We start from the raw sequence: 21,423 nt of genomic DNA, 5'->3' as shown, positions 1-21,423 counted from the left end.
AGGAGACTTAACCAGCATAAATATTAATTCTCATAAATGTTATCAAATTATTATCCCCTACATCCCTGTGCAATTATTGCACGATAATTACCCCCGCATCACCCGGCCTTTTTATACCTGCTGCTTAGGCCGCACTCCCCAGATCGGCGTTCAATCATTGCTACAGCACCATCGCAACACCCAATCACCTAATGTATAGCAAGCAAAAAGACCTCCCTCAGAATCAAGGGAGGTCTTTCTACGTAAGTTATGTTTTTAACTAGTTATTGCGACGCATCCGTACAAGGAACACACCAGCAGCAACCAACACCAGCGCCACCAACAATGTCCAAAGAACATTTGCACCAGTTGCAGCCAGCTGCTTCTTCACCGGCGTCGCCGCTGCAGGAGCAGGCTTTGGTGCCGGCGTAGTAGTAACAGTAGCTGGTGCCGGAGCGACAGGAGCAGCATATGCAGGGTTTGTCTGAGCTGCAGCCGAGCTACTACCTTGCGAAGATCCCCAGATCAAAGCACCAACAACAGGAATAAAAGCGAAAGGAATCAGATACTTCCAGTTGAAAGAAGAATCGTCCGGAACCTCTGGAGTGAAAAGATCCTCGTTTTCAACAGGGACATCTTTTTCAACTACTACAGTCTGTGCCTTATCGTTAATATCTTCATGGCTAGCCACAACAGTGCCTTTATCTTCTGCTTTATAGAGCTTTTCAAAAGCCACCAGAGTCTTGCCAGATTGAGCAGCATCGATATCAAAAATTACATCTACTGTTCCATTAGCACCAGAAGCAGTGAACGTAGCTTCTGCTTTGATTCCAGTAGATTCACTTGTTTCTTTGTCCATAAGCTCGCCCTCAACAAGGTACTTCTCGCCTTCCTTGAGGCCAGTGTAGGTAACCTTGTCCACAACTTTTCCGCCAGTCGCAGAGATCAGTTTGTCATTATCAGACTGATCAGTTGCAGAGGTCTTCAGTGTCGGCTCTTCCGGAGTTTTAGGCTCAATCTCTTTTTGAGGTGCCTCGGGTTCCTTGGGCTTCTCAGGCTCTTTCGGCTCCGGCTTAGTCGGGTCTTCAGGATTAACAGAGTCGCCCGTCTTGGGGCTCACAAACTTAACACTCAAAAGATTCTGGTAGCTAGCAAACTCACCCTCCAGACTATAGGGCTTGTAAATCACCAGCGTCACCAGATTCGGGTCAACTTCTTTTAGCTGAACCGAGGACTTATCCTGACCGGTGAGAATTTTTACAGCCTGCCCAATTTTATTAGAGTTTGGTCCGGCCCCAATAAGGTATTTACTTCCGGAGTCACTATCCGTCCAGTACCACACAGCAAGCTGAGTCGCGTATCGGAATTCCTCTTCAGTCAGACCGAGTGATTCTTTCAAACCTGCCGCATTATGACTGTGTCCGTTATAAACAGCCTTAAGTACACCAGCATCCGCCCCCTCCCCACGCCATCTGGAAGCGAAACTTTGAAGCGACACACCGTAATTACCCTTATAACGGAGACCAATGCCCCTGTTGAACACGTCGCTCGTGTCAGACGGGAAAGAATCCTTAAATACAGGGTATGGCTTAGTTATATTAAAGCAATAAGCTAGCTCTTCTTCCCCACCGTCTGTCGCTTTTACCACCAGTGGCGGAACAGTCGAGTGATTCTGATAACGACCATCACCAAAAGGCTCTTTCACAGCCGCGGCTTCATCGAGATAGCCAAGATAATCCGGGCCAACTTCCTCAGCCTGAACACTCGTATTAGCGCTAAATGCAATATCGATACCAGTGAGCAAGGCAACTACTTTTTTAAAGGGCTTACTTCTCATTTTCCTATTACCGGGGTCGCTCAAGACAGCAAAAGTACATTCACCGCCAGAGGGCCCAAAAATTCATAGAGGGAGGGATAAAAATCAAAAAGCCCTGTTCGCGGATTTCTACATAACCTTGCGTCGCCGGCTTCTTAATGAATAGCAGAGTAAGTCCGGAGTAAGAGATCCATAAAATAGCAAAAAGTTTATAACGTATTTGATAGCGGTTTTCCCAGCCTTTATAGATTCGACATTTTGGCAATGCGTACATAACCCTCAATCTTCTTGCATAAAACCACAGAATAATTTATCGCCACCCCCGCTTTTTACCCCCTATTGTCTGCATTAGAAAGACAAAACAAACATCTATTTAGTTTCCAACCTAAAATAAACCATCTATGCAATTCTGTGCAATTATTGCACAACTTCGCCATCCATCACCCCCGAAACACTGCCATGCACACGTATGCGTATCTAACTTGCTATGAGATACTTCCTGTAGACAGATAGTTTTTGCATTGAAACTGACCATCCGGGTTTACCCCCTTGAAAAACTAAGCCCTCGCCAAAATAGCGAGGGCCAGCAACCAGCACACTTTTACATATTCAAAACCTTACGTACATCTTCAGCAATCATAGCCAGCCGATCCCGTGCCCCTTGACGGTCTACTCCCGCTTCACCCACCGGGCGAACAACTTCTAAATAGCATTTAAGCTTCGGTTCAGTGCCGGAAGGGCGGCAGATTACGCGATCGTCATCTTCCGTCAAAAACATCATCCCATCCGTCGGACCAAAACCTAAGGTTCCTTCCGCCAAATCGACCACTTCAATAACCTTCGAGCCGGCAAGCTCCGTCGGCGGCGTGGTGCGCAAGGCCTTCATCCCCTCAGCGATGATAGAAAGATCCTCCACGCGGAACGTTAACGGGGCCGTCATGTAAAGACCATGCGTTTTAGCCAGGTCATCTAGTGCGCAATCAAGCGTTCTTCCCTCGCTTTTAAGCTTTGCGACGAGACTCGCCACGACTACCGACGCAGAAATTCCATCCTTGTCCGCCACAGCTTCCGGATCGCAGCAATACCCGATGGCTTCCTCATAACCAAAGGCCAGATTAGGTGTACGTGCAATCCACTTAAACCCAGTAAGAGTCTGAGCATGTTTTAACCCATGCGCTTTAGCCACCTGCGCCAGGAGTCTGCCAGAGACTACCGAGTTGGCATAGGAACCGGTAGCCGTAGCCCCAAGGTATTCACCTAAAAGCGCACCAGTCTCATCCCCGCTGAGCTGCCGCCACCCACCCTCGGCGTTATCGTCTTTGGTAGCCACGGCGCATCGATCAGCATCAGGATCATAAGCGATGATAACGTCAGCCTCTATCGCATTTGCATGGGCCTTGGCCAGGTCCAACGCACCCTTTTCTTCGGGATTGGGAAAAGAGACGGTAGGGAAATCTGCGTCAGGTTCCGCTTGCTCCGGAACTAAGGAAACCTCAAATCCCGCTTTCTCTAAGATTTCTTTACCCAGCGCAGCACCCACACCGTGCATAGCAGTTAGCGCGATACGCACGTTTCCCCTTGTTTCAGCACTAATCTCCGCACCAGCGAGTCCTACGGCCCGCTCAATATACCGTTCACGAGTATCTATCTCACGGATATTGTCACGATTGCGCGCAATCTGATCTGCAAAGGGTGCCGATGCAATAGCCTCAGCAATTTCAGCGTCTGCAGGCGCAATAAGTTGTACGCCTTCAGCATCGCCAGTGGCTATTCTTCCGCCTAGATATACTTTGTACCCATTATCCGCCGGCGGATTATGGGATGCCGTGATCATTATTCCGGCATCCGCTCCCAACGCTTTCACTGTGTACGCCGTCAGAGGAGTCGGGTTTTGTTTAGGCAAAACAAGGGCTTCGCCGCCGGCAGCAGACACAACCTCCGCTGCCACGTCATAAAACTCCGAGGACCCATGCCGCGCATCACAGCCAATCACTACACGAGGTACCGATTCCTGACCCAGTTTCTCTAGCAACCATGCCATGAGTCCAGCCGTAGTGCGCAGAATCGTTGCTTCATTGAGTTGAGATTCCCCCGGCCCTACTTGTGCGCGTAAACCTGCAGTACCAAAGTGAAGCGGTCCGGCGAAAGCACGTGCAAGGGAGGATTCGTCGTATGAAGCAATCCAGGCCTCGATCTGTTCCCGGCTTTCTTGATTCGGATCATGCTCTGCCCACACGCGCGCACGATCGATCACCGTGTTTGTCATTTTCTGTTACACCATCCTTCCGCTACTCGTCGAACCCATCTAGAACGGCTGCGGATGCAGACAGGCCCAGGCGGGTAGCCCCTGCTGCGATCATGGCCTTTGCAGTTTCTGCGTCACGGATGCCACCTGATGCCTTGATGCCAAGTCGGCCCCCGACCGTACGATTCATGATTTCCACAGCATGTACGCTGGCCCCACCTGCTGGATGGAAGCCCGTGGAGGTCTTAACAAAATCCGCGCCGGCCTTCTCTGAGGCCTCGCAAGCGCGCACGATCTGGGCGTCGTCAAGCGCTGCGGTCTCAAGGATTACTTTGAGCACGTTCGGTGCAGGCACTGCAGCACGCACTGCGGCAATTTCTGCTTGAAGGTCCTCAAAACGTCCCTCCTTAGCCAACGCCAGATTGATCACCATATCTATTTCTTCAGCGCCATCGTGAACTGCACGCGACGCCTCATTAGCCTTAACTTCCGGCTTGACTGCACCTGAGGGAAATCCCACCACGGTGGCCACATGCACATTCTCTGGAACCTCTACTGGAAGCAGCGAGGGCGAGATGCAAATGGAATACGTGCCCAGCTTGGCAGCCTCTTTAACCAGTTCCTTTACATCCGCCTCAATAGCTTCTGGATTAAGCAGAGTGTGATCGATCATCGCGGCGACCTGAGAACGGGTGAGTTGAGACGACATGGAAAATCTCCTTAATGTTTGAAGAAAAGTAAAAATAATGCTGAAGAGGCGGTTAGTTACTACGCCACATAAACGCCGCGTGCGCGTTCAGCGCCAGACATGCGTCGATCTGCAAGAACGTAAATGGCCGCGCCTAGTAAAGCGATCACCGCTAGGACCCAAAGAATCGTTGAATATCCAAAGCGCAGGTCCATGAGCTTTGCGGTGTAGGCAATTCCTAGCGGAATCGTGATGTTAATGGTCAGATTATAAAAACCGATAGCGATGCCCGACTTTGCAGCGGTGATATTAATCAATGCGGTATTCACCAATGGCGCGTACATAAGGGCAAAACCAGAGGCAAAAAGGATAATTGCGCATATCAGTACTGCTATGTGGAGCCGCAACCCGAGGGCCGCAATCACCAGCGACAGGAATATCATGGTTAAAGCCGCATAAATAGTCTGGCGGGAACTCAGGACTTTACCGATTGCACCAGAGAACACACCTACCAAAATCGCACAAACATAGCCCGGAACCATGAGCAATGCAGCCTTGTCTTGTGAAAGCCCATGAACATCAGATGCCGCGAACGGGAGCAAGAAGATAAATCCCAGCTGGGTGGAATAAATAACAAAGACCAGGACAATCGCCCACACATATCGGCCATTAGAAAAGAACTCCGGCGAGACGAGTGCTCTCTTATTCTTCTTTACATGCGCAACAAAACCAGCAATTCCGGCCACCGTGGGGATCAGCCAGAACGGATTGAACTTTTGCATATACATGGTCAAAGAGGCAGCAAACACGGACACCAAGAAGAGCCCGAGGGCGTCGAAAGTTCCTTCTACGGTCTCATCCTCCGGAACCATCTTCTGTATGAAGGGAACTGCCAGGATCAAGATCAACGGAACCAAGAACATAGCAGTCCAGGAGACATACGTGGAGATGAACCCTGAGGTCAAGGCCCCGATCAGCAGACCGCCTTGGAAGGCGGCAGTAGAAAACCCCAGGTAGGTCTTCTGGTCGCCTTCAGAAAGATGCTTGGTCACATAAATCACATACAGCGTTTCTGCAGCAGCAAGGCCCGCTGTTTGAATAATCCGACCGCATAGCACCATCGGCCATGAACCGGAAAAGACAAAACCGATAAGAGAGCCAACCGCAATCAGCGCTATGCCTACCAGCATCAATTTACGGATCGAGATAGTATCAGCGAGCGCGGCATACACCACCGCACCGATACCAATAATCACACCGGCTAGGGAGGCCTGAAGGCTCGCGGTGTTCGGGTCAATGCCCAAACCGGCGGCCATCGGCCCAGTCATTGTTTTAAAGCCGTTGTCTACAATGAGACAAAAGACAAAGGAAAACAAGAGCACAGGCACTGCAGCTTTAGGATTAACTATGCCCGTGTGCTGTGTATCGTTGCGGGAGTCGACCTTTTTTATATGAGGCATGGTAACCCTTTACTAGATTCCTGCGAGGGGAAGAGCGATTTCCATCATCGAGGTGAATGCCTTTTCACGTTCCTCAGATGTGGTGCTTTCCCCCTTAGGAATATTGTCTGAGACTGTAAAGAGACCCAGCGCATGCGCTCCGGCGTATGCGGCAATGGAGTACAGTGCTGCCGATTCCATCTCCACGCCCATGACCCCCATGCGAGCCCAACGAGCACTTGCCGTCTCATCGGCGTTATAGAAGATGTCTGAGGACAAAATATTGCCCACGTGAACTTTCTGACCAGCCTTATCCGCCTCATCGACTATGGCTTTAAGCAGTTTCCAGGACGCGGTAGGCGCATATGTGCCCGGCAAGTTGTACTGCTCTAGGAAGTTAGAGTCCGTGGAGGCAGACGACGCCACGATGATGTCATAAAGATTAATGTCTTCCTGCAAAGAACCGATCGAGCCCACCCGAATAACGTTGCGCGCGCCAAAGATATTGATGAGTTCCCACGAGTAGATGCCAATGGATGGCATCCCCATTCCCGATCCCATCACAGAAACCGGAGTGCCTTTATAAGTTCCGGTATACCCAAGCATGTTGCGCACCTCATTGAATTGAACAACATCATCGAGGTACGTCTCTGCAATAAATTTAGCGCGGCGTGGGTCGCCGGGAAGCAGAACAGTATCTGCGATGTCAACACCGCGTGGGTTGATATGGGGCGTGGACTTTTCAGCCATTTCAGTTACTCTCACCATATAAGCATTAAGAGACCGTGCCTCTACTCATGCTCCGAGGCATCGGCGCACAGCACATGGTGTGCTATAACCACAGGATAAATCCACCATGGAACATATGTCAATGGGTTGTTTTACTTTCGTCCCCACCTTCCTGCACCCTCCTCAACGCCCCCTTCAACGCTCCCAGACATGGCGCACAGCATGCATACATCGCTGCCACACCCGCAAACAAAAACCGAGGGTCCCATGACCCTCGGTACCAGCTGATTTCAGAATTATTCCCGCGACAGCTACTCCCCCAGCACAGCTTGCGCCGCCCCGAAATCCGTCACTAGATGCGTAGTAGTTCCCATCTCAAGGGCAACTCGTATCGCCTTTGCTTTATCCACCCCGCCGGCAACGAGAACACGCGTTGGTCGCGAGCTTAGGTCCTTAATAGAGATACCCACAGTCCGCGCGTCAATCGCCGGATCAGCAATCTCTCCCGTCTCAGTGTAAAACCGCGAGCAGATGTCTCCCACCGCATGCGTGAGCAACCGATTAATCTCTTCCTCTGAGAGATAACCCAGGTTGAGCAATAAGCTTTCTCGCTGAACGGATCCCACGGTAAACACCACAACATCGGCGTTCGCTCCGGCGCTGAGCATGCAGGAAATATGACGATCCCGCACAACTAAATCTTTGGCTTCACGACTATCCAAGATCACAGGCAAAGGTAGGAGGTTCATTTCCGCATTAAAAGCACGCGCAAAACGAGTTAAAGTACTCAGATCATTAGTGCTGCGTTCACTCAACGAGTGTCCACCTTTAAGCTGCACCACGCTTACATCATGGCGCGGAAGTGAACGTAAATGTTCCGATACGTTATTAAGAGTATTGCCCCAGGAGATACCCACGGACATCCCATCGCATACCAAGTCCTCTAATAAAGAAGCACCCGCATTACCCAACTCCCGCAGAAGCTCTTCTTTATCAGGACTCACCGGGCGCACCACGCGAACATGCTCAAGCGAGAAGCGTTCTTTTAACCGTTGCGCAATCTCATCGCCCTGCTCGCGGGGGTCATTAAGCGTGATGGTAACAAAGCCTTTTTCCCGAGCATAGCTAAGCAATTTAGACACCGTAGGACGTGAAATGCCCAAGCGTTGTGCTACCTCTGCTTGCCCAAGCCCCGAAGCGTAATACAATTTCGCCGCGTCTATAGCCTGCGCATCTCGTGCGTCAATCATGATGCCCCTTACTCCACCCCCAAAAGGCTACTCTCACTGGAAACACTTCACATCCTATGTATGCTATGCCACATGTCAGGCATGAACCTACTTCTTCTATGCCGCGGCGGGTTACAGGCCTAAAAAACACGGCTGGCACCCCGTCGCGGAGATTTGGTGTAGCCGGCCGTGGGTCAGTATCCAGAATACTGTCCTCCTCTCAATGATTACATCAAGGACACTCATCATGGGCCCCACCGACGCTTTTATCTCCGCACCAGCCGATATCCATACCCCTTCTGGCAGCTTCGCCGCCGGACAAGCTACTTGGAACAAACAACGCTCATCGGATCTTCCAGTCCACCGCTACCTCCCCTTTGCTGCCAAAGTGGAAAAAATCGATCTTCCGGATCGCACATGGCCCAGTGCCACCATTGATACCGCCCCGCAATGGTGCGCCGTAGATCTACGCGATGGTAACCAAGCGCTTATTGACCCCATGAGTCCCGAGCGCAAACGACGCATGTTTAACCTGTTAGTGGCCATGGGATACAAGGAGATTGAAGTAGGGTTCCCCTCAGCCTCTCAAACAGACTTTGATTTTGTCCGCGAGATCATCGAGAAAAACATGGTCCCCGAGGACGTCACCATCCAAGTCCTGGTTCAAGCACGAGAGCATCTCATCCGTCGCACCTTTGAGGCCTGCGAGGGCGCGAAAAACGTTATCGTTCACTTTTACAACTCCACATCCATTCTGCAGCGTGATGTTGTCTTCAGAAAGGATAAAAAGGCGATAAAAAAGCTGGCCACCGATGCCGCCGAACTCATCAAATCTATTGCCGCAGAGTATCCAAACACTAACTGGCGATGGGAATACTCACCTGAGTCCTTCACTGGCACCGAGCTCGCTTACACAAAAGAAGTGATCGATGCAGTAGTCGAGGTCATGGATCCCACCCCTATGCGCCCCATCATCATCAATCTGCCTTCCACGGTGGAGATGACCACTCCCAACACATATGCAGACTCCATCGAATGGATGCACCGACACCTACGCCGTCGCGATTCCATCATCCTCTCACTGCACCCACATAACGATCGTGGCACCGGCGTTGCCGCCGCCGAACTCGGATATTTGGCGGGCGCCGATCGCATCGAGGGCTGTCTCTTTGGCAACGGCGAGCGCACCGGAAATGTCTGCTTAGTCACTCTTGGACTGAACATGCTTACCCAGGGAGTAGATCCGCAAATCGACTTCTCCGATATTGAGCAGATCCGCCGAACCGTAGAATACTGCAACCAGCTGCGCGTCCCTGAACGTCACCCCTATGGCGGCGATCTGGTATTTACGGCTTTCTCTGGCTCGCACCAAGATGCCGTTAATAAAGGCCTGGATGCCATGGCGTCGCGGGTTCGTCCCGGCGCGACTCACGTTGATGTCTCATGGGAGGATCTCCGGGCAGAAACCTGGGACGTCCCTTACCTCCCCATCGATCCCAAGGATGTGGGCCGCAATTACGAGGCAGTTATCCGCGTCAACTCTCAGTCCGGCAAAGGCGGCGTAGCCTACATTATGAAGACCGACCACGGCATCGCTCTTCCCCGCCCTATGCAGATCGAATTCTCCTCCGTAGTCCAGCGTGTCACTGATGCCAGGGGCGGCGAAGTAGATTCTCAGCACATGTGGGATATCTTCACCCATGAATACTTGAACCGCACTGCGCCAATTCAGCAGATCTCTATGCGTGTCGACGCCGCCCAGAATGAAACAGACTCAGTCCACATTGCTGCCACGCTGAAATTCCAAGGCAAGGAAACTATCGTTGAGGGCCGCGGCAATGGCCCCATCGCCGCCTATGCCAATGCACTCGAGTCCTTAGGCATCGACGTGGAAGTGCAGGAATACGAGCAGCATGCCCGAACCGCCGGCGACGATGCAGAATCTGCCGCATATATTCTGGCGGAGGTAAATGGGCAGCGCTATTGGGGCGTAGGTATCGCAGGATCAATTACTTACGCTTCCCTCAAAGCCATTACCTCGGCGGTCAACCGCGCACTGAGCTAAAGTTTCCCCCACCACAAAAGCAGCTGTGGTGGGGTTTCTATGGCCGCACTACAGTTGACAAGCATGAACGAGACTATCCGGACCCAGCTCAACCATCGCACGATTCGGGAGTTCACAACCCAACCTATCGCGGAAGAAATACTAGAACAGATCTTCCAAGTGGCCTTGCACACTCCAACGTCCCTTGGCATGCAAACCGCAAGTATTATCCGTGTCACCGATCCCCAACTCCGCGAACAGCTCACCGCGATCGGCACGCAAGAATATGTAGGCAGAGCCCCCGTCTACCTACTTTTTTATCGTCGATTTGCACCGAACCAAACGTATTCTTGCCAATAACAACGCGCCAACCGAGCCCGCCGGGTATCCGCGCAATTTTGTTCAGGGGTTTACTGACGCCTGCCTGATGGCCCAAAACGTATGTATCGCGGCGGAGTCACTCGGCCTAGGGGTTAATTTCCTTGGAAACGTGCACAACGATGCCGCCGCGGTGATTGATGTACTCGATCTTCCGGAGCTTACTTTCCCCGTTGTCGGAATGACGTTGGGCTGGCCAAACCAATCGCCCCAGCTCAAACCTCGCATGCCCAAGAGCTTCCGGATCATGGAAAATGGCTACTCTGAGCCAACGGATTGGTCAGAGGCCATGAGCTCTTATGACTCCACCATGACCACCTATTATGACCTCCGCAACGCGAACCAGCGAGTTGATAGCTTCACTATTCAGACGCTTCAAAAGAATCCACTAAGCAAGGACAACCGCGATCTCACCTTTGAGATTGCTCGCGCCCAGGGATTCGACCTTTAGGATTCTCTACGCCGTCTACACTGTCCCTATGACCAATAAGCAAGTAGACGGCACCAACGCAGATCGGGCAGCCGAGATTGAACGTGCTCCTTACGTAGCGTTATCAATACAAACAAGCGGTATCCACCCGTCTACTTCTCGCCTAATCACTGTTGATGCAGTCACGTTTACTGAGGATGGCGAGGAAACCGATCATTTCCATGCGGTTATCAATCCTGGTGATAACCCTGGTCCTTTTCATCTCCATGGCCTCAGCAGAGAAGAAATCGCCCAAGGCAAAAAGTTTAGCCACATCCTCAAACCGCTAGGCAAGCTTATCGACGGCCGCACTCTCATCCTGCATAACACGCCTTATACCTGGGGATTCCTTGTGTCCGAGTCGCGTCGAGCAATGAGCGCCGCTGCCCGGGCAAACCGCAATCGCTACCGGCACCGCAACCGCCGTCGACAGCGAGTAGGACATATTCCGCGCCCACGTATGATCGTGGACACGCTAGCAACGGCGCGTCGCCAAGGCGTTGTTTTTGAAGACATCCGTATACGTGCCGTCGCGCACTCGTTAGGCCTTGATTCCCCCTCCCCGGTCGCGTCGCTCGAGCGTGCCGAGCGTCCAGAGCAGCACGTATCCCGCGAGGAAACTCTGCTCATCGCGCGCATGTACTTTGTAGAAAAAGCCTGTGGGGTCATCTCTTCTTATACCCCTGAGCAGCTGCGCTCAGACAAGTTTGGTCTACAGCGATCAGACATCCGAGTAGACGCCATGGAGGTGCCTCGTCAATATGAGAATCCAGGCGTTTACTCCCCCGAGGGCGGTTTTGTCCAGGGTATGGAAGTTGTCATTGCTCCGGAAATCACGATGGATCCAGACGTCATTATCGAGGCAATTCTGCGCTCAGGGTTAGCTTATAACGAGAAACTCACGCGTAAATCCAGCGTTGTGGTGTGCAATAAACAGGAAGATCTTGTTGGAAAGGCCATGCATGGGCAGCGAAAAGGGATTCCTTTGATAACAGATGAGGAATTTCTGCGGGTTGTCGTAGACGTCAAACCGGGGAAGGCGAGCGAAGACGACTAAACTCTGGTCCCATGAGTTTGAATCTGCGTACTCGTCTTGCCATCGGCACCGCACACTTAGCCACAACGGCGTCGCGTGTCACCGGTCGTGGGTCGGGCGGAATGATTGGCGGCCTTATAGCCGAGAAAATCGACCCGAACATTATGGCCTCTCTAGGCGATGACCGTCCCGTAGCCCTTGTCACCGGTACCAACGGTAAATCCACTACCACCCGCATGCTCGCATCCGCGATACGTGCACAGCACACTGTGGCAACCAACGAGGGCGGCGACAATATGGACGCCGGCATCATCTCTGCGCTCATGGCAGGCCAAAAAGCTAGCCATGTGATCCTTGAAGTAGACGAGCTCCATGTTCCCGCCGTAGCAGATCGTCTCAAGCCATCATGCTTGATCCTCCTCAACCTCACCCGCGATCAGCTGGACAGAGTAGGGGAAATCAACAAGATTGAGCGCGCACTACGCGATTGTGTGACCAAGCATCCTGAGATGACTGTGATCGCCAACTGCGACGACGTCCTTGTCACTTCCATTGCTTACGACGCTAAAAACGTTGTATGGGTATCCGCGGGGGCAGGATGGCAAGGCGATTCCGTCTCCTGCCCGCGCACTGGCGGGCACGTGGTCCACGACGGCGCCGACTGGTACGCAGTCAAGCCCCTTCCCAACGGCGAACAATTCCGTCGCCCAACCCCGCATTGGAGTATCACCGCTGAGGGCATAGTCTCTCCGGCCGACATCGGCTCGTCGACAGGCTCAGACGCTCCCATGACGCAGGAGGTATCGCCGCTGAATCTGGCTCTTCCTGGCAACGCCAATCGCGGCAATGCCACCCAAGCGGTAGCTGCCGCAGTGGAATGCTTCCAGGTCCCTCTTAACCAGGCGGTTCGCTCGGTAGAATCTGTCGACGATGTGGCTGGACGCTACTCCACAATCACTCTTGGGCAGCATCAGATTCATCTGCTTTTGGCTAAAAACCCAGCGGGATGGCAGGAAGCCCTCTCAATGGTCGATCGCACCGCAGAAGGCCTAGTGATTGCGGTTAACGGCCAGGTCGCCGATGGTGAAGACCTCTCTTGGCTCTGGGACGTTAAGTTTGAGGAGCTAGATAAGCTCTCTGTAAAAGCCTCCGGCGAACGCGGCACTGACCTTTCAGTGCGGCTGACATATGCCTCTGTAGAGCACGAACTGATCAAGAATCCTTTGCAGGCTATCAAGGCTTGTCCCGCTGGTCGTGTCGAGGTCCTTGCCAATTACACTGCATTCCGCGATTTGAAAAAGGCCATTGCGGCCGTAAAGGAGTCCTAATGACTGACCTTTCTATTGGGCTCATCCTCCCTGATGTCCTCAGCACTTATGGCGACGACGGTAACGCCTTGGTGTTGAGGCAACGCGCCCGCATGCGTGGTTTCACCGCAGAGATCCATACGGTGAAGCTGGGGCAACCCGTGCCGGAATCATTGGATGTGTACTGCATCGGTGGCGGTGAAGACACAGCTCAAATTCTTGCAGCAGAACATCTCATCGCAGACGGCGGCCTCACTCGCGCAGCAAACGCCGGCCGCCCAATTTTAGGCATTTGTGCTGGCCTTCAAGTACTCGGCAGCTCTTTCCGGGCAAGCGGAAAAATGGTTGATGGCGTAGGGCTTGTCGACGCCACCACTGCCTCCCTGGCCAAACGCACCATCGGGGAGCTCCAAACCGAACCCACGCGCAAGGGCATCACCGCCGAGCTAACGGAGCCCCTCACGGGCTTTGAAAACCACATGGGTGCCACCATCCTTGGCGCCGATGCGCAACCGCTGGGCAAGGTCACTCGCGGAGTAGGCAATACGGATGAACATGGTATTTCCCAAGCATCGGCAACCTCCGAGCAATTAATCGCGGAAGGCGCAGTTCAAGGGAATGTGATCTGCACGTACATGCACGGCCCAGTGCTTGCCCGCAACTCCCAGCTAGCCGATCTGCTATTGGCCAGGGCCATGGGGATAGCACTCGACGAGCTCGCCCCTCTAGAGCTGCCTATTGTTAATCAGCTGCGTAAGGAACGCCTGGCGTAGAGATCTTCTCTTTTATGGTTCTCACCCCCCTGAGTCGGCATGCATAGTTTTCCGGCTTGGGGGTTTTCGGCATGTGTCCCTTGCCCTAGTACAAGCGGCATCTGCCATGTGTTACATATATCTCATGCGCCTTGAAAAGGCGCTTTATCTCCACGGGGTGGTCGCAATGAGCGATAACGTCCCTGCACACAAAGCTTAAACTCTGTGCGCTAAAAAAGAATCAGTGTCAAGAGGCCAACATTACCGTCTTTATGGCTGACACACGACCCACCAGACTCCCTGTAATCGGTGGCATGACGTAGTTACACTGGCGTCCACTCATCCCGAGTTCATAAGTATCTAACCCGATCAGGAGGATTTCTCTTTTATGAGTAACACCAATGATGTGAATGAAGATGCACGCATGTACGAGGATATGGAAACCGCGCTGCTGGAAGGCAAAGCAAGCAGCTTCAAAATACATAATGTCAACGATGTGGCGGAGGAAATTCTCTAGCCACTAGAGGCTCTTAAAAAGAGGTGGTCGCCGGCCATATACCCGGTGACCACCTCTTATGACGTATTACCAACGCATGGAGTTGGGCTCAATTGTTGGGCTCTTTCCATTTTTCAAAAATCGTTTTGTTAGCTATCCGCCCTAGCCCCTTAATCTCCACCGTCACCACATCACCGTCGCCGATATACCGCCGAGGATCACGCGCGTGCCCAACTCCGCCAGGAGTCCCGGTCACGATCACGTCGCCAGGATCCAAGGGATAAAGATGCGTGATGTATTGGATAAGGTCTGCTGGTTTAAACACTAAATCGCTAATAGCCGCACTTTGCACCTTTTCTTCATTCAGATACGTCTTCAGCTCTCCGCTGAGGTCAAAAGAGTCTCGCGTGGTCAGCCAAGGCCCAAAACCTGCCGTCTTTTCTAGGGATTTTCCTTGGTGCCACTGAAGCGTAGCGTATTGATAATCACGAGCACTGTAGTCATTCATCACCGCATATCCAGCGATGTATTCCTCCGCCTCCGAGGCTTTCACCCTGCGGGCGTGTCGTGAGATCACCACTGCCAGCTCGCCTTCCCAGTCGAGGGCGCTATTGGCCCACGGTGGGATGGGGATATCGTCGAAAGGCCCTGTAAGTGCGTCAGAAAATTTAACAAATAAGGTGGGAACTTCTGGCAGCGTACGTCCCATTTCTTTGATGTGATTGGAATAGTTCAGTCCCACACAGATGATCTTTTTGGGAGAAGGAATAACGGCGTGAAGATCCTGTTGGGAAAACCTCACAGGGGTCCCACTCGCCGATCTCGCTAATTCCTGCCAGTCGGACTTCTGCAGCAGCTCGCCGACATCATAAAAGCCGGGAATGGCTACGGCAAGGTCGGTGCCCTCAATGCGTGCGGCAGTCGTTGTCCCTTGAGTTCTTATGGTTGCAAGACGCATGGCGGTTACTCCTTAAGGCTCGTCTACTCCACGCTAATATGAGCAGCCGCCCTAGTCGATGGGATTGGGTACGGTACATTTCCCAGTAGGAAGTATTGGGAAGGAAACACCGTGCGCACCGATCTAGTCACTCAAGGTATAGAGAAAATAATGGACGCCATCGCAGAGGGAGTGTTCCGCCCTGGCGACGCCCTTCCGCCGGAAACAAACCTTGCCGCTTACTTAGAGGTTTCACGCCCCACGATGCGCGAAGTTGTGCGGACCCTTGCCGACCGCGGGGTCGTGGAGGTAGTTCATGGCCGCGGCACCTTTGTAACACCCATCAACCAGTGGAATTATGTACGTTCCCGCATGGACGTTATTTCTCGCAGCCTAGACCCCAAAACCATTGGTATCTATCTCACGGAAGTCCGGCGCATGATTGAGGTCGGATCATCGGGGCTGGCGGCGGCACGTGCCACCCAGGAAGACATTGAAAAGATGACACAGGCGCTCGCTGCTTATGACGAGGCCACCGAGCGTGGCGACGTAACCGCCACCACCGATGCAGACGTGGCTTTTCATACTGCGCTGCTGGAAGCCACGGGAAACCCCTTTGTCTCCGCGCTCATGATCCCCTTGGCGGGCGCCTTGGCTGAGTCGCGACAAAAGACTAATGCTGTAGATGAAGTCCGCAAACGCGCAAGTAAGCATCATCACGCGATTTTAGATGCCATTAAAGCGAGAGATGAGCAAGCCGCCAAAGATGCCATGCGTGCACATATGACGCAAACTTTCGATGACATTTCTACCTTCCTACCAGGATCAATGCACTGACACCGACGTGATGCCCGCTCGGGCATAAACCAAATTTTTCCTACATTCCCTGAAAAAAGCTTGTCACCATGTGCTTCTGACCCTAGTCTGAGACACACAAGACCTCAGAGGTCTAGGAACAAAGTATTTTCAAGGAGTTGGGATGACCCTCTACCAGCTTTCGGAACTCACCGAAGGGTTCCCTGCACCACTCGATATCCCTGCCTCTGCAGTCCAACAAGCGATGGCAGCAGATACCGTCCTCATCGTCCTCGATGATGACCCCACCGGCACCCAATCAGTAGCAAACCTTCCAGCACTGACCCGATGGAAACAAGAAGACCTCGCCTGGGCGCTCAGCCAAAACACCCCAGCCGTTTATGTGATGACCAATTCCCGGTCGCTCGACCCTGATCAAGCAGCTGCTATCAATGTCTCTGTAGCCGAGGCAGCCTACGCCGCTGCTCGAGATGCCGGGAAGCGCCCCATCTTCGTTTCTCGTAGTGATTCCACACTTCGAGGGCATTTCCCTCTGGAGCCGGATGCGCTTGCGGGGGTCGTCGAAAAGCAAGAAGGGCCGATAGACGGCTATATTATCGTTCCGGCATTCGGCGACGCAGGGCGCATCACCATCGATTCTGTTCACTATGCGGGAAATGCCGCCACAGGTTTTCAGCCCGTGGGGGAAACCGAGTTCGCCCACGACGCCACCTTTGGTTATTCCTCCTCACGATTGACCGAATGGGTCGAAGAAAAGACTCAAGGAGACGTGGCAGCAACTGATGTTCTTTGTATTAAATTGCGCACAATTAGATCTACTAGCAATGATATCGCTGCAGAACTTCTTCACGCCGCACATCGCCAACCCATAGTCGTGGATATCGTTGATGAGTATGACCTCCGCGCCCTTGCTCTAGGAATCCTGCAGGCAGAACGCATGGGGAAGCGTTTTATCTACCGCGTGGGGCCACCCTTTGTACGCGCTCGCATAGGGCAAAAACCCCCGAGGTGCTCAGTCCAGAAACAATCGCAGCCTCGCGTCATCTCCCCGCCACCGTGGCGGGCGGGCTCATCGTGGTCGGTTCACATGTTCCTACTACCACGCGGCAACTCAATCACTTGCTAAAGCACTCCTCTCCCAGTGTCATCGAGTTAGATGTCCGCGCCGTGCTAGCAGAGAATTCCCAACGCTATCTTGACAGCCTCCACACCCAATTAGTCCAGGCGATCCGGCAAGGCAATGTTGTCTTTCACACCTCACGCGAGTTGGTTACCGGCGTAAGTGGTGAGGAATCGCTGTCCATTGCACGCAAAGTGTCCCAAGCACTTGTCACCGCGGTCAATCGCATAGTCCATGAGGTAACGCCCCGCTTTGTGGTGGCTAAAGGCGGTATCACCTCATCAGATGTTGCATCTCAAGGACTAGAGATGACCAAAGCCATGGTCATTGGCCCGATGCAGCCGGGGATCATCTCGCTGTGGTCCACCGCAGAAGGCCCCGCGGCAGGCGTGCCATACATCGTTTTTGCAGGAAATGTGGGCACCGATTCTTCCCTGACCGATGTAGTTTCTGTCCTCTCTCAAGATTCATCCCTCTCACATTAAAAGGATTCCTATGTCTCTCATCGTTACTGTTGTCGGCTTGGGCGCTATGGGACTCCCCATGGCCACCAACCTCGTCCAGAATTTCACAGTCCGAGGCGTCGATATCGCACAATCGCGCCTCGAATTAGGCAAGGCCGCTGGGCTGGAAACCTTCCATTCGGCGCACCAAGCAGCCACAGGGGCTGACGTTGTTTTGCTAGCGGTTCGCAACGAGGAACAACTTATTCAGGCCCTCTTTGGACAAGGCAATATCGCTGCGGCTCTCAAACCCGGCGCGGTTGTACTTTTGACTTCTACCGTGGGCATTACGGCCGTGGAAAAAGCTGCCGAGCAGCTTGACTCATTGGGTATCGATGTTGTCGATGCCCCCATTTCCGGCGGCCCCGGACGAGCAGGCAGCGGGGAGCTACTTGTCACAGTGGGAGCCAAGCCTGAGGTGGTCGATCGCATCAGGCCGGTGCTTGAAGCCATGTCTTCCCACCTGGTGATCGTTGGCGATCGCCCGGGTAAGGGCCAAGCGCTAAAAACCGTCAATCAACTTTTATGCGGAGTTCATATCGCTGCCGCAGGCGAGGCGCTGGCGCTAGCCGATCGGTTGGGTCTTGATCCCAAAGCCGCGCTTGATGCGTTGATGGGCGGCGCCGCAGCCTCCTTCATGCTTGGCGATCGTGGCCCCCGCATGCTGGAAGCTTATTCGGAGGAAGGACCTGAAGTCCGCAGCCGTCTCGACATCTTTGTTAAAGACATGGGCATTGTCACTGATGCCGCCAAATCTGCAGGCATCGGTGTCCCATTAGCAGCCGCCGCCGAGCAGCAATACCTAGCTGGTCTAGCACGAGGGAAAGGCGCGCAAGACGATTCCACGATTATCCAGGTTGTCGCTCCCACCCAGGTGAATAAGACAAGGAGTAAACAATAATGACTGGTGTTTCTTTGCTGCTGCTCGGTATAGCCGCCGTAGCCGTTCTGCTTGTCCTCGTAATTTGGGCTAAGGTCCCGGCTTTTGTGGCATTGATCGGGGTATCCATAGCCACCGCTATCGCTTCTGGTATTCCACTGGCAGATTCTGTGAGCACCGTGACCAACGGCGTGGGTAAAACCTTAGGTTCCGTGGCCGTTGTAGTCGGCTTGGGAGCAATGCTGGGGCGCATTATTGAGGTATCGGGAGGCGCAGAAGCTGTAGCACGTTACTTCACAGACAAGCTTGGTAGGCACCGCGTTACTGCCGCTGTGACCATAGCAGCTTTTATCCTAGGTATTCCGGTTTTCTTTGACGTGGGTTTTATTATCTTGGCACCCATCGTGTTCGGCTTTGCCGCTGTGGCCAAGATTAATCCCTTAAAAATTGGGCTCCCTGTAGCAGGCGCAATACTCACCGTACATGTCACGTTACCGCCGCACCCAGGGCCCGTCGCAGTGGCGGGGATCTTCAGTTCAGACCCGGGACTCATGCTCACTTTGGGGCTTCCCATCGCTGCCCTAACATGCGTAATCGGCTATTATGCCGCCAAAGTCCTCAAGTTAGACTCCATCGACCGCGGCCCCTCTCCGGTGGAGCTTTCCGACGCCGCCCCTAACCACCAAGCACCTTCGCCCTTCGCTGTCCTTGGCCTCATCTTGCTCCCCATCGTGCTCATCATGGTGGGAGCTACCGGTGCTATGTACACCGAAAAAGGAACTGTGGTTCATTCCCTTGTGAGCTTTATCGGTTCCTCTCCAGTAGCACTCCTGGTGGCAGTGGTGGTTGCATGGCTAAGCATTGGCAAACAGCAAAGCTGGAATCGCGAGCATTCTTCCGGCGTCTTGGATTCTGCGCTCCCAGCCGTAGCCATCATCATTTTTGTTACTGGTGCCGGTGGTGGCTTTGCCAATGTACTCGTGGAATCCGGCATTGGAAAAGTATTATCAGACATGCTCGTAGCAGCTCATATGCCTCTGATACTCATGGCATTCCTTTTGTCTTTGGCGCTGAGGGCATCACAGGGATCGGTAACCGTCGCTATGCTCACAACGGCAGGGCTCCTAACTCAGCCGATAGCGGAAGCCGGGCTAAGCAGCGTACGCACAACACTCGTCATGATCGCCATCGGGTTCGGTGCCATGTGCCTATCCCATATTAATGACTCCGGTTTCTGGATAGTCACCAAATATTTGGGATTATCTGTAAAACAGGGCCTGCGCACCTGGACGCTACTATCAACGGCCTTTGGTGTTGCCGGCTTCGCCCTCACCTCACTGGTTTACGCGGTGGTGTAGCGCCCAAACGCCCACTTAAATTGTCAATCGACCGCTCAGGGCGCGGGACAATGTCAGTTCATCCACAAATTCTAGGTCCCCGCCCAAAGGCATACCGGAAGCCAGACGAGAAACCACCAAATCAGGAAAATCTCGGAGCAGACGTGCAAGATAAGAAGCCGTCGCCTCACCCTCGGTATTGGGGTCGGTGGCAAGAATAACCTCTGTCACCGTCGGAGAGGAATCATACAGCGGCGCATCAGGCGTAGAATCCGCTAGCTCTCGATCAGGAAGCACCCCTCCAATGCGCTGCAGCAACGTAGAAATATTCAGTTCACGGGGACCAATATTAGCTAGCGGATCCAACGCCCCACCCAGCACATGGTAGCGGCCATTATATTCGCCCGTCCGCTCAATAACCTGAATATCTTTGGGTTCCTCCACCACGCAGATCGTTCCCCGATCCCGGCCAGAATCCGCACAAATACGGCATACCGATTCGCGGGAGATATTGCAGCAAATACGACAAAAGGTCACGCCATCTCGGACAGCACCGAGGGCATCCTGAAGTCTTGCGATGTCCGCAGGCTCCACATGAAGCAAGTGAAAAGCGATGCGTTGAGCAGATTTAGGGCCCACGCCGGGGAGCCGTGAAAGCTCATCAATAAGGTCCTGAAGCGGTCCTTCGAACAACAGCTGCCTACCTTTTGTCGTTCCGATTGTTTAACCATAAAACTATGGCATACAAAGAAGACCAGCCCGGCCAACGAAACTCGGACGAGCTGGTACTTAAAACTAATGTGCTTAGAACATACCGCCAAGGCCGTCAAAGCCCTGGGATAGCGGTCCCATCTTCTGATCAGCGAGCTCGCTAAGCTTCTGGTGAGCCTCCGCAAACGCGCCAACAATCAAGTCTTGAAGGGTCTCCACGTCCTCCGGATCCACAACCTTAGGATCAATAGTGACGCTGCTAACCATTCCATTGCCCTGGATGTCAATAGAAACAAGCCCGTTGCCTGCAGTACCCGTAACGGTGCTGGCAAGGATCTCGCGCTGTGCTTCCTGCAGCTGAGCTTGCATCTGCTGCGCCTGCGCCAAGAGCTGGGACATGTCCGGCTGAGTCATTGAAAACTGCCTTTCGCGTTTGTTTGCCGCCCCCATAGCGGGAGGCGATCGGTCAATGGGCCAGTGTACCTACTTCACGTCTAGGAAGCCTATATGGG

The 21,423-nt window shown here is 53.2% G+C and carries 17 protein-coding genes and 2 pseudogenes; 10 read left to right on the top strand and 9 right to left on the bottom strand.

From position 1 onward, the window contains the following. Positions 1 to 259: 259 nt before the first annotated feature. From CpATCC19410_RS00865 to CpATCC19410_RS00835, 6 genes are all read right to left on the bottom strand, one after another. Positions 260 to 1,816, bottom strand: coding sequence for a VaFE repeat-containing surface-anchored protein (locus tag CpATCC19410_RS00865; RefSeq protein ID WP_013241026.1), 1,557 nt, complete (start codon positions 1,814 to 1,816; stop codon positions 260 to 262). A 580-nt stretch (positions 1,817 to 2,396) separates the two neighbouring features. Further along, complete coding sequence (locus CpATCC19410_RS00855) at positions 2,397 to 4,061, bottom strand: phospho-sugar mutase (protein ID WP_014400924.1); 1,665 nt, start codon at positions 4,059 to 4,061, stop codon at positions 2,397 to 2,399. Positions 4,062 to 4,083: 22 nt separating this feature from the next. Further along, complete coding sequence (gene deoC, locus CpATCC19410_RS00850; protein WP_013241024.1) at positions 4,084 to 4,749, bottom strand: deoxyribose-phosphate aldolase; 666 nt, start codon at positions 4,747 to 4,749, stop codon at positions 4,084 to 4,086. Positions 4,750 to 4,808: 59 nt separating this feature from the next. After that, positions 4,809 to 6,188: an MFS transporter gene (locus CpATCC19410_RS00845; RefSeq protein ID WP_013241023.1), complete on the bottom strand. Its 1,380-nt coding sequence runs from the start codon at positions 6,186 to 6,188 to the stop codon at positions 4,809 to 4,811. 12 nt (positions 6,189 to 6,200) lie between these two features. Then, positions 6,201 to 6,917 carry a purine-nucleoside phosphorylase gene (gene deoD / locus CpATCC19410_RS00840; RefSeq protein WP_013241022.1) on the bottom strand — a complete coding sequence of 239 codons (717 nt, stop codon included), beginning with the start codon at positions 6,915 to 6,917 and terminating at the stop codon, positions 6,201 to 6,203. Positions 6,918 to 7,207: 290 nt separating this feature from the next. Continuing rightward, a complete protein-coding gene (locus CpATCC19410_RS00835; RefSeq protein ID WP_013241021.1) occupies positions 7,208 to 8,146 on the bottom strand; it encodes a sugar-binding transcriptional regulator in 939 nt (312 codons plus the stop codon). A 226-nt stretch (positions 8,147 to 8,372) separates the two neighbouring features. Between CpATCC19410_RS00835 and leuA the strand changes: the two genes are divergently transcribed. The 6 genes and pseudogenes from leuA (at position 8,373) to CpATCC19410_RS10885 (ending at position 14,628) form a co-directional block, all read left to right on the top strand. Beyond that, the gene (leuA, locus tag CpATCC19410_RS00830) at positions 8,373 to 10,190 is read left to right on the top strand and encodes a 2-isopropylmalate synthase (RefSeq protein ID WP_014522320.1); all 1,818 of its coding nucleotides are present in this window, start codon (positions 8,373 to 8,375) and stop codon (positions 10,188 to 10,190) included. A 39-nt stretch (positions 10,191 to 10,229) separates the two neighbouring features. After that, positions 10,230 to 10,998: pseudogene (locus CpATCC19410_RS00825) on the top strand (NADPH-dependent oxidoreductase). A gap of 28 nt (positions 10,999 to 11,026) precedes the next feature. Beyond that, positions 11,027 to 12,073 (top strand): DNA polymerase III subunit epsilon, encoded by a 1,047-nt coding sequence (locus CpATCC19410_RS00820; RefSeq protein ID WP_014300403.1) that lies wholly within the window; start codon positions 11,027 to 11,029, stop codon positions 12,071 to 12,073. Positions 12,074 to 12,084: 11 nt separating this feature from the next. After that, positions 12,085 to 13,380 carry a Mur ligase family protein gene (locus tag CpATCC19410_RS00815; RefSeq protein WP_013241016.1) on the top strand — a complete coding sequence of 432 codons (1,296 nt, stop codon included), beginning with the start codon at positions 12,085 to 12,087 and terminating at the stop codon, positions 13,378 to 13,380. Further along, on the top strand, positions 13,380 to 14,132 hold the full coding sequence (locus CpATCC19410_RS00810) for a type 1 glutamine amidotransferase (protein WP_013241015.1): 753 nt from the start codon (positions 13,380 to 13,382) through the stop codon (positions 14,130 to 14,132). Before CpATCC19410_RS00815 ends, CpATCC19410_RS00810 begins: the two co-directional genes overlap by 1 nt. A 367-nt stretch (positions 14,133 to 14,499) precedes the next feature. Further along, positions 14,500 to 14,628, top strand: a complete 129-nt coding sequence (locus tag CpATCC19410_RS10885; RefSeq protein ID WP_013241014.1) for a hypothetical protein — start codon at positions 14,500 to 14,502, stop codon at positions 14,626 to 14,628. An 88-nt stretch (positions 14,629 to 14,716) separates the two neighbouring features. Here CpATCC19410_RS10885 and CpATCC19410_RS00800 read toward each other — a convergent pair whose 3' ends face one another. Next, positions 14,717 to 15,565, bottom strand: coding sequence for a fumarylacetoacetate hydrolase family protein (locus CpATCC19410_RS00800; RefSeq protein WP_014400921.1), 849 nt, complete (start codon positions 15,563 to 15,565; stop codon positions 14,717 to 14,719). A gap of 111 nt (positions 15,566 to 15,676) precedes the next feature. On the opposite strand from CpATCC19410_RS00800, the gene CpATCC19410_RS00795 reads away from it, so the two are divergent. The 4 genes and pseudogenes from CpATCC19410_RS00795 to CpATCC19410_RS00780 all read left to right on the top strand — a co-directional run bounded on the left by CpATCC19410_RS00795 (position 15,677) and on the right by CpATCC19410_RS00780 (position 20,221). Further along, on the top strand, positions 15,677 to 16,381 hold the full coding sequence (locus CpATCC19410_RS00795) for a FadR/GntR family transcriptional regulator (protein ID WP_013241012.1): 705 nt from the start codon (positions 15,677 to 15,679) through the stop codon (positions 16,379 to 16,381). A 142-nt stretch (positions 16,382 to 16,523) separates the two neighbouring features. Then, a pseudogene (locus CpATCC19410_RS00790) lies at positions 16,524 to 17,965 on the top strand (four-carbon acid sugar kinase family protein). Between the two features lie 10 nt (positions 17,966 to 17,975). Next, positions 17,976 to 18,884, top strand: coding sequence for an NAD(P)-dependent oxidoreductase (locus tag CpATCC19410_RS00785; RefSeq protein WP_013241009.1), 909 nt, complete (start codon positions 17,976 to 17,978; stop codon positions 18,882 to 18,884). Continuing rightward, a complete protein-coding gene (locus CpATCC19410_RS00780; protein ID WP_013241008.1) occupies positions 18,884 to 20,221 on the top strand; it encodes a GntP family transporter in 1,338 nt (445 codons plus the stop codon). Before CpATCC19410_RS00785 ends, CpATCC19410_RS00780 begins: the two co-directional genes overlap by 1 nt. Positions 20,222 to 20,236: 15 nt before the next feature. On the opposite strand, the gene CpATCC19410_RS00775 is transcribed toward CpATCC19410_RS00780, so the two are convergent. Then, positions 20,237 to 20,893 (bottom strand): recombination mediator RecR, encoded by a 657-nt coding sequence (locus CpATCC19410_RS00775; protein WP_013241007.1) that lies wholly within the window; start codon positions 20,891 to 20,893, stop codon positions 20,237 to 20,239. Between the two features lie 111 nt (positions 20,894 to 21,004). Next, the gene (locus CpATCC19410_RS00770) at positions 21,005 to 21,325 is read right to left on the bottom strand and encodes a YbaB/EbfC family nucleoid-associated protein (RefSeq protein ID WP_014300400.1); all 321 of its coding nucleotides are present in this window, start codon (positions 21,323 to 21,325) and stop codon (positions 21,005 to 21,007) included. Positions 21,326 to 21,423: the final 98 nt, after the last annotated feature.

This window comes from Corynebacterium pseudotuberculosis (assembly GCF_002155265.1).
Lineage (GTDB): Bacteria > Actinomycetota > Actinomycetes > Mycobacteriales > Mycobacteriaceae > Corynebacterium > Corynebacterium pseudotuberculosis.
Note: the sequence above shows the minus strand (reverse complement) of the source record. Positions and strands in the feature narration are given on the sequence as shown.

Bases quoted from the DNA above. Each gene is read 5' to 3' on its own strand.
- CpATCC19410_RS00815 (WP_013241016.1), top strand. From the start codon at position 12,085: ATGAGTTTGAATCTGCGTACTCGTCTTGCCATCGGCACCGCACACTTA.
- CpATCC19410_RS00855 (WP_014400924.1), bottom strand. From the start codon at position 4,061: ATGACAAACACGGTGATCGATCGTGCGCGCGTGTGGGCAGAGCATGAT.
- CpATCC19410_RS00785 (WP_013241009.1), top strand. From the start codon at position 17,976: ATGTCTCTCATCGTTACTGTTGTCGGCTTGGGCGCTATGGGACTCCCC.
- CpATCC19410_RS00770 (WP_014300400.1), bottom strand. From the start codon at position 21,325: ATGACTCAGCCGGACATGTCCCAGCTCTTGGCGCAGGCGCAGCAGATG.
- CpATCC19410_RS00845 (WP_013241023.1), bottom strand. From the start codon at position 6,188: ATGCCTCATATAAAAAAGGTCGACTCCCGCAACGATACACAGCACACG.
- CpATCC19410_RS00820 (WP_014300403.1), top strand. From the start codon at position 11,027: ATGACCAATAAGCAAGTAGACGGCACCAACGCAGATCGGGCAGCCGAG.
- leuA (WP_014522320.1), top strand. From the start codon at position 8,373: ATGGGCCCCACCGACGCTTTTATCTCCGCACCAGCCGATATCCATACC.
- CpATCC19410_RS10885 (WP_013241014.1), top strand. From the start codon at position 14,500: ATGAGTAACACCAATGATGTGAATGAAGATGCACGCATGTACGAGGAT.
- CpATCC19410_RS00780 (WP_013241008.1), top strand. From the start codon at position 18,884: ATGACTGGTGTTTCTTTGCTGCTGCTCGGTATAGCCGCCGTAGCCGTT.
- CpATCC19410_RS00800 (WP_014400921.1), bottom strand. From the start codon at position 15,565: ATGCGTCTTGCAACCATAAGAACTCAAGGGACAACGACTGCCGCACGC.
- CpATCC19410_RS00835 (WP_013241021.1), bottom strand. From the start codon at position 8,146: ATGATTGACGCACGAGATGCGCAGGCTATAGACGCGGCGAAATTGTAT.
- deoC (WP_013241024.1), bottom strand. From the start codon at position 4,749: ATGTCGTCTCAACTCACCCGTTCTCAGGTCGCCGCGATGATCGATCAC.
- CpATCC19410_RS00865 (WP_013241026.1), bottom strand. From the start codon at position 1,816: ATGAGAAGTAAGCCCTTTAAAAAAGTAGTTGCCTTGCTCACTGGTATC.
- CpATCC19410_RS00810 (WP_013241015.1), top strand. From the start codon at position 13,380: ATGACTGACCTTTCTATTGGGCTCATCCTCCCTGATGTCCTCAGCACT.
- deoD (WP_013241022.1), bottom strand. From the start codon at position 6,917: ATGGCTGAAAAGTCCACGCCCCATATCAACCCACGCGGTGTTGACATC.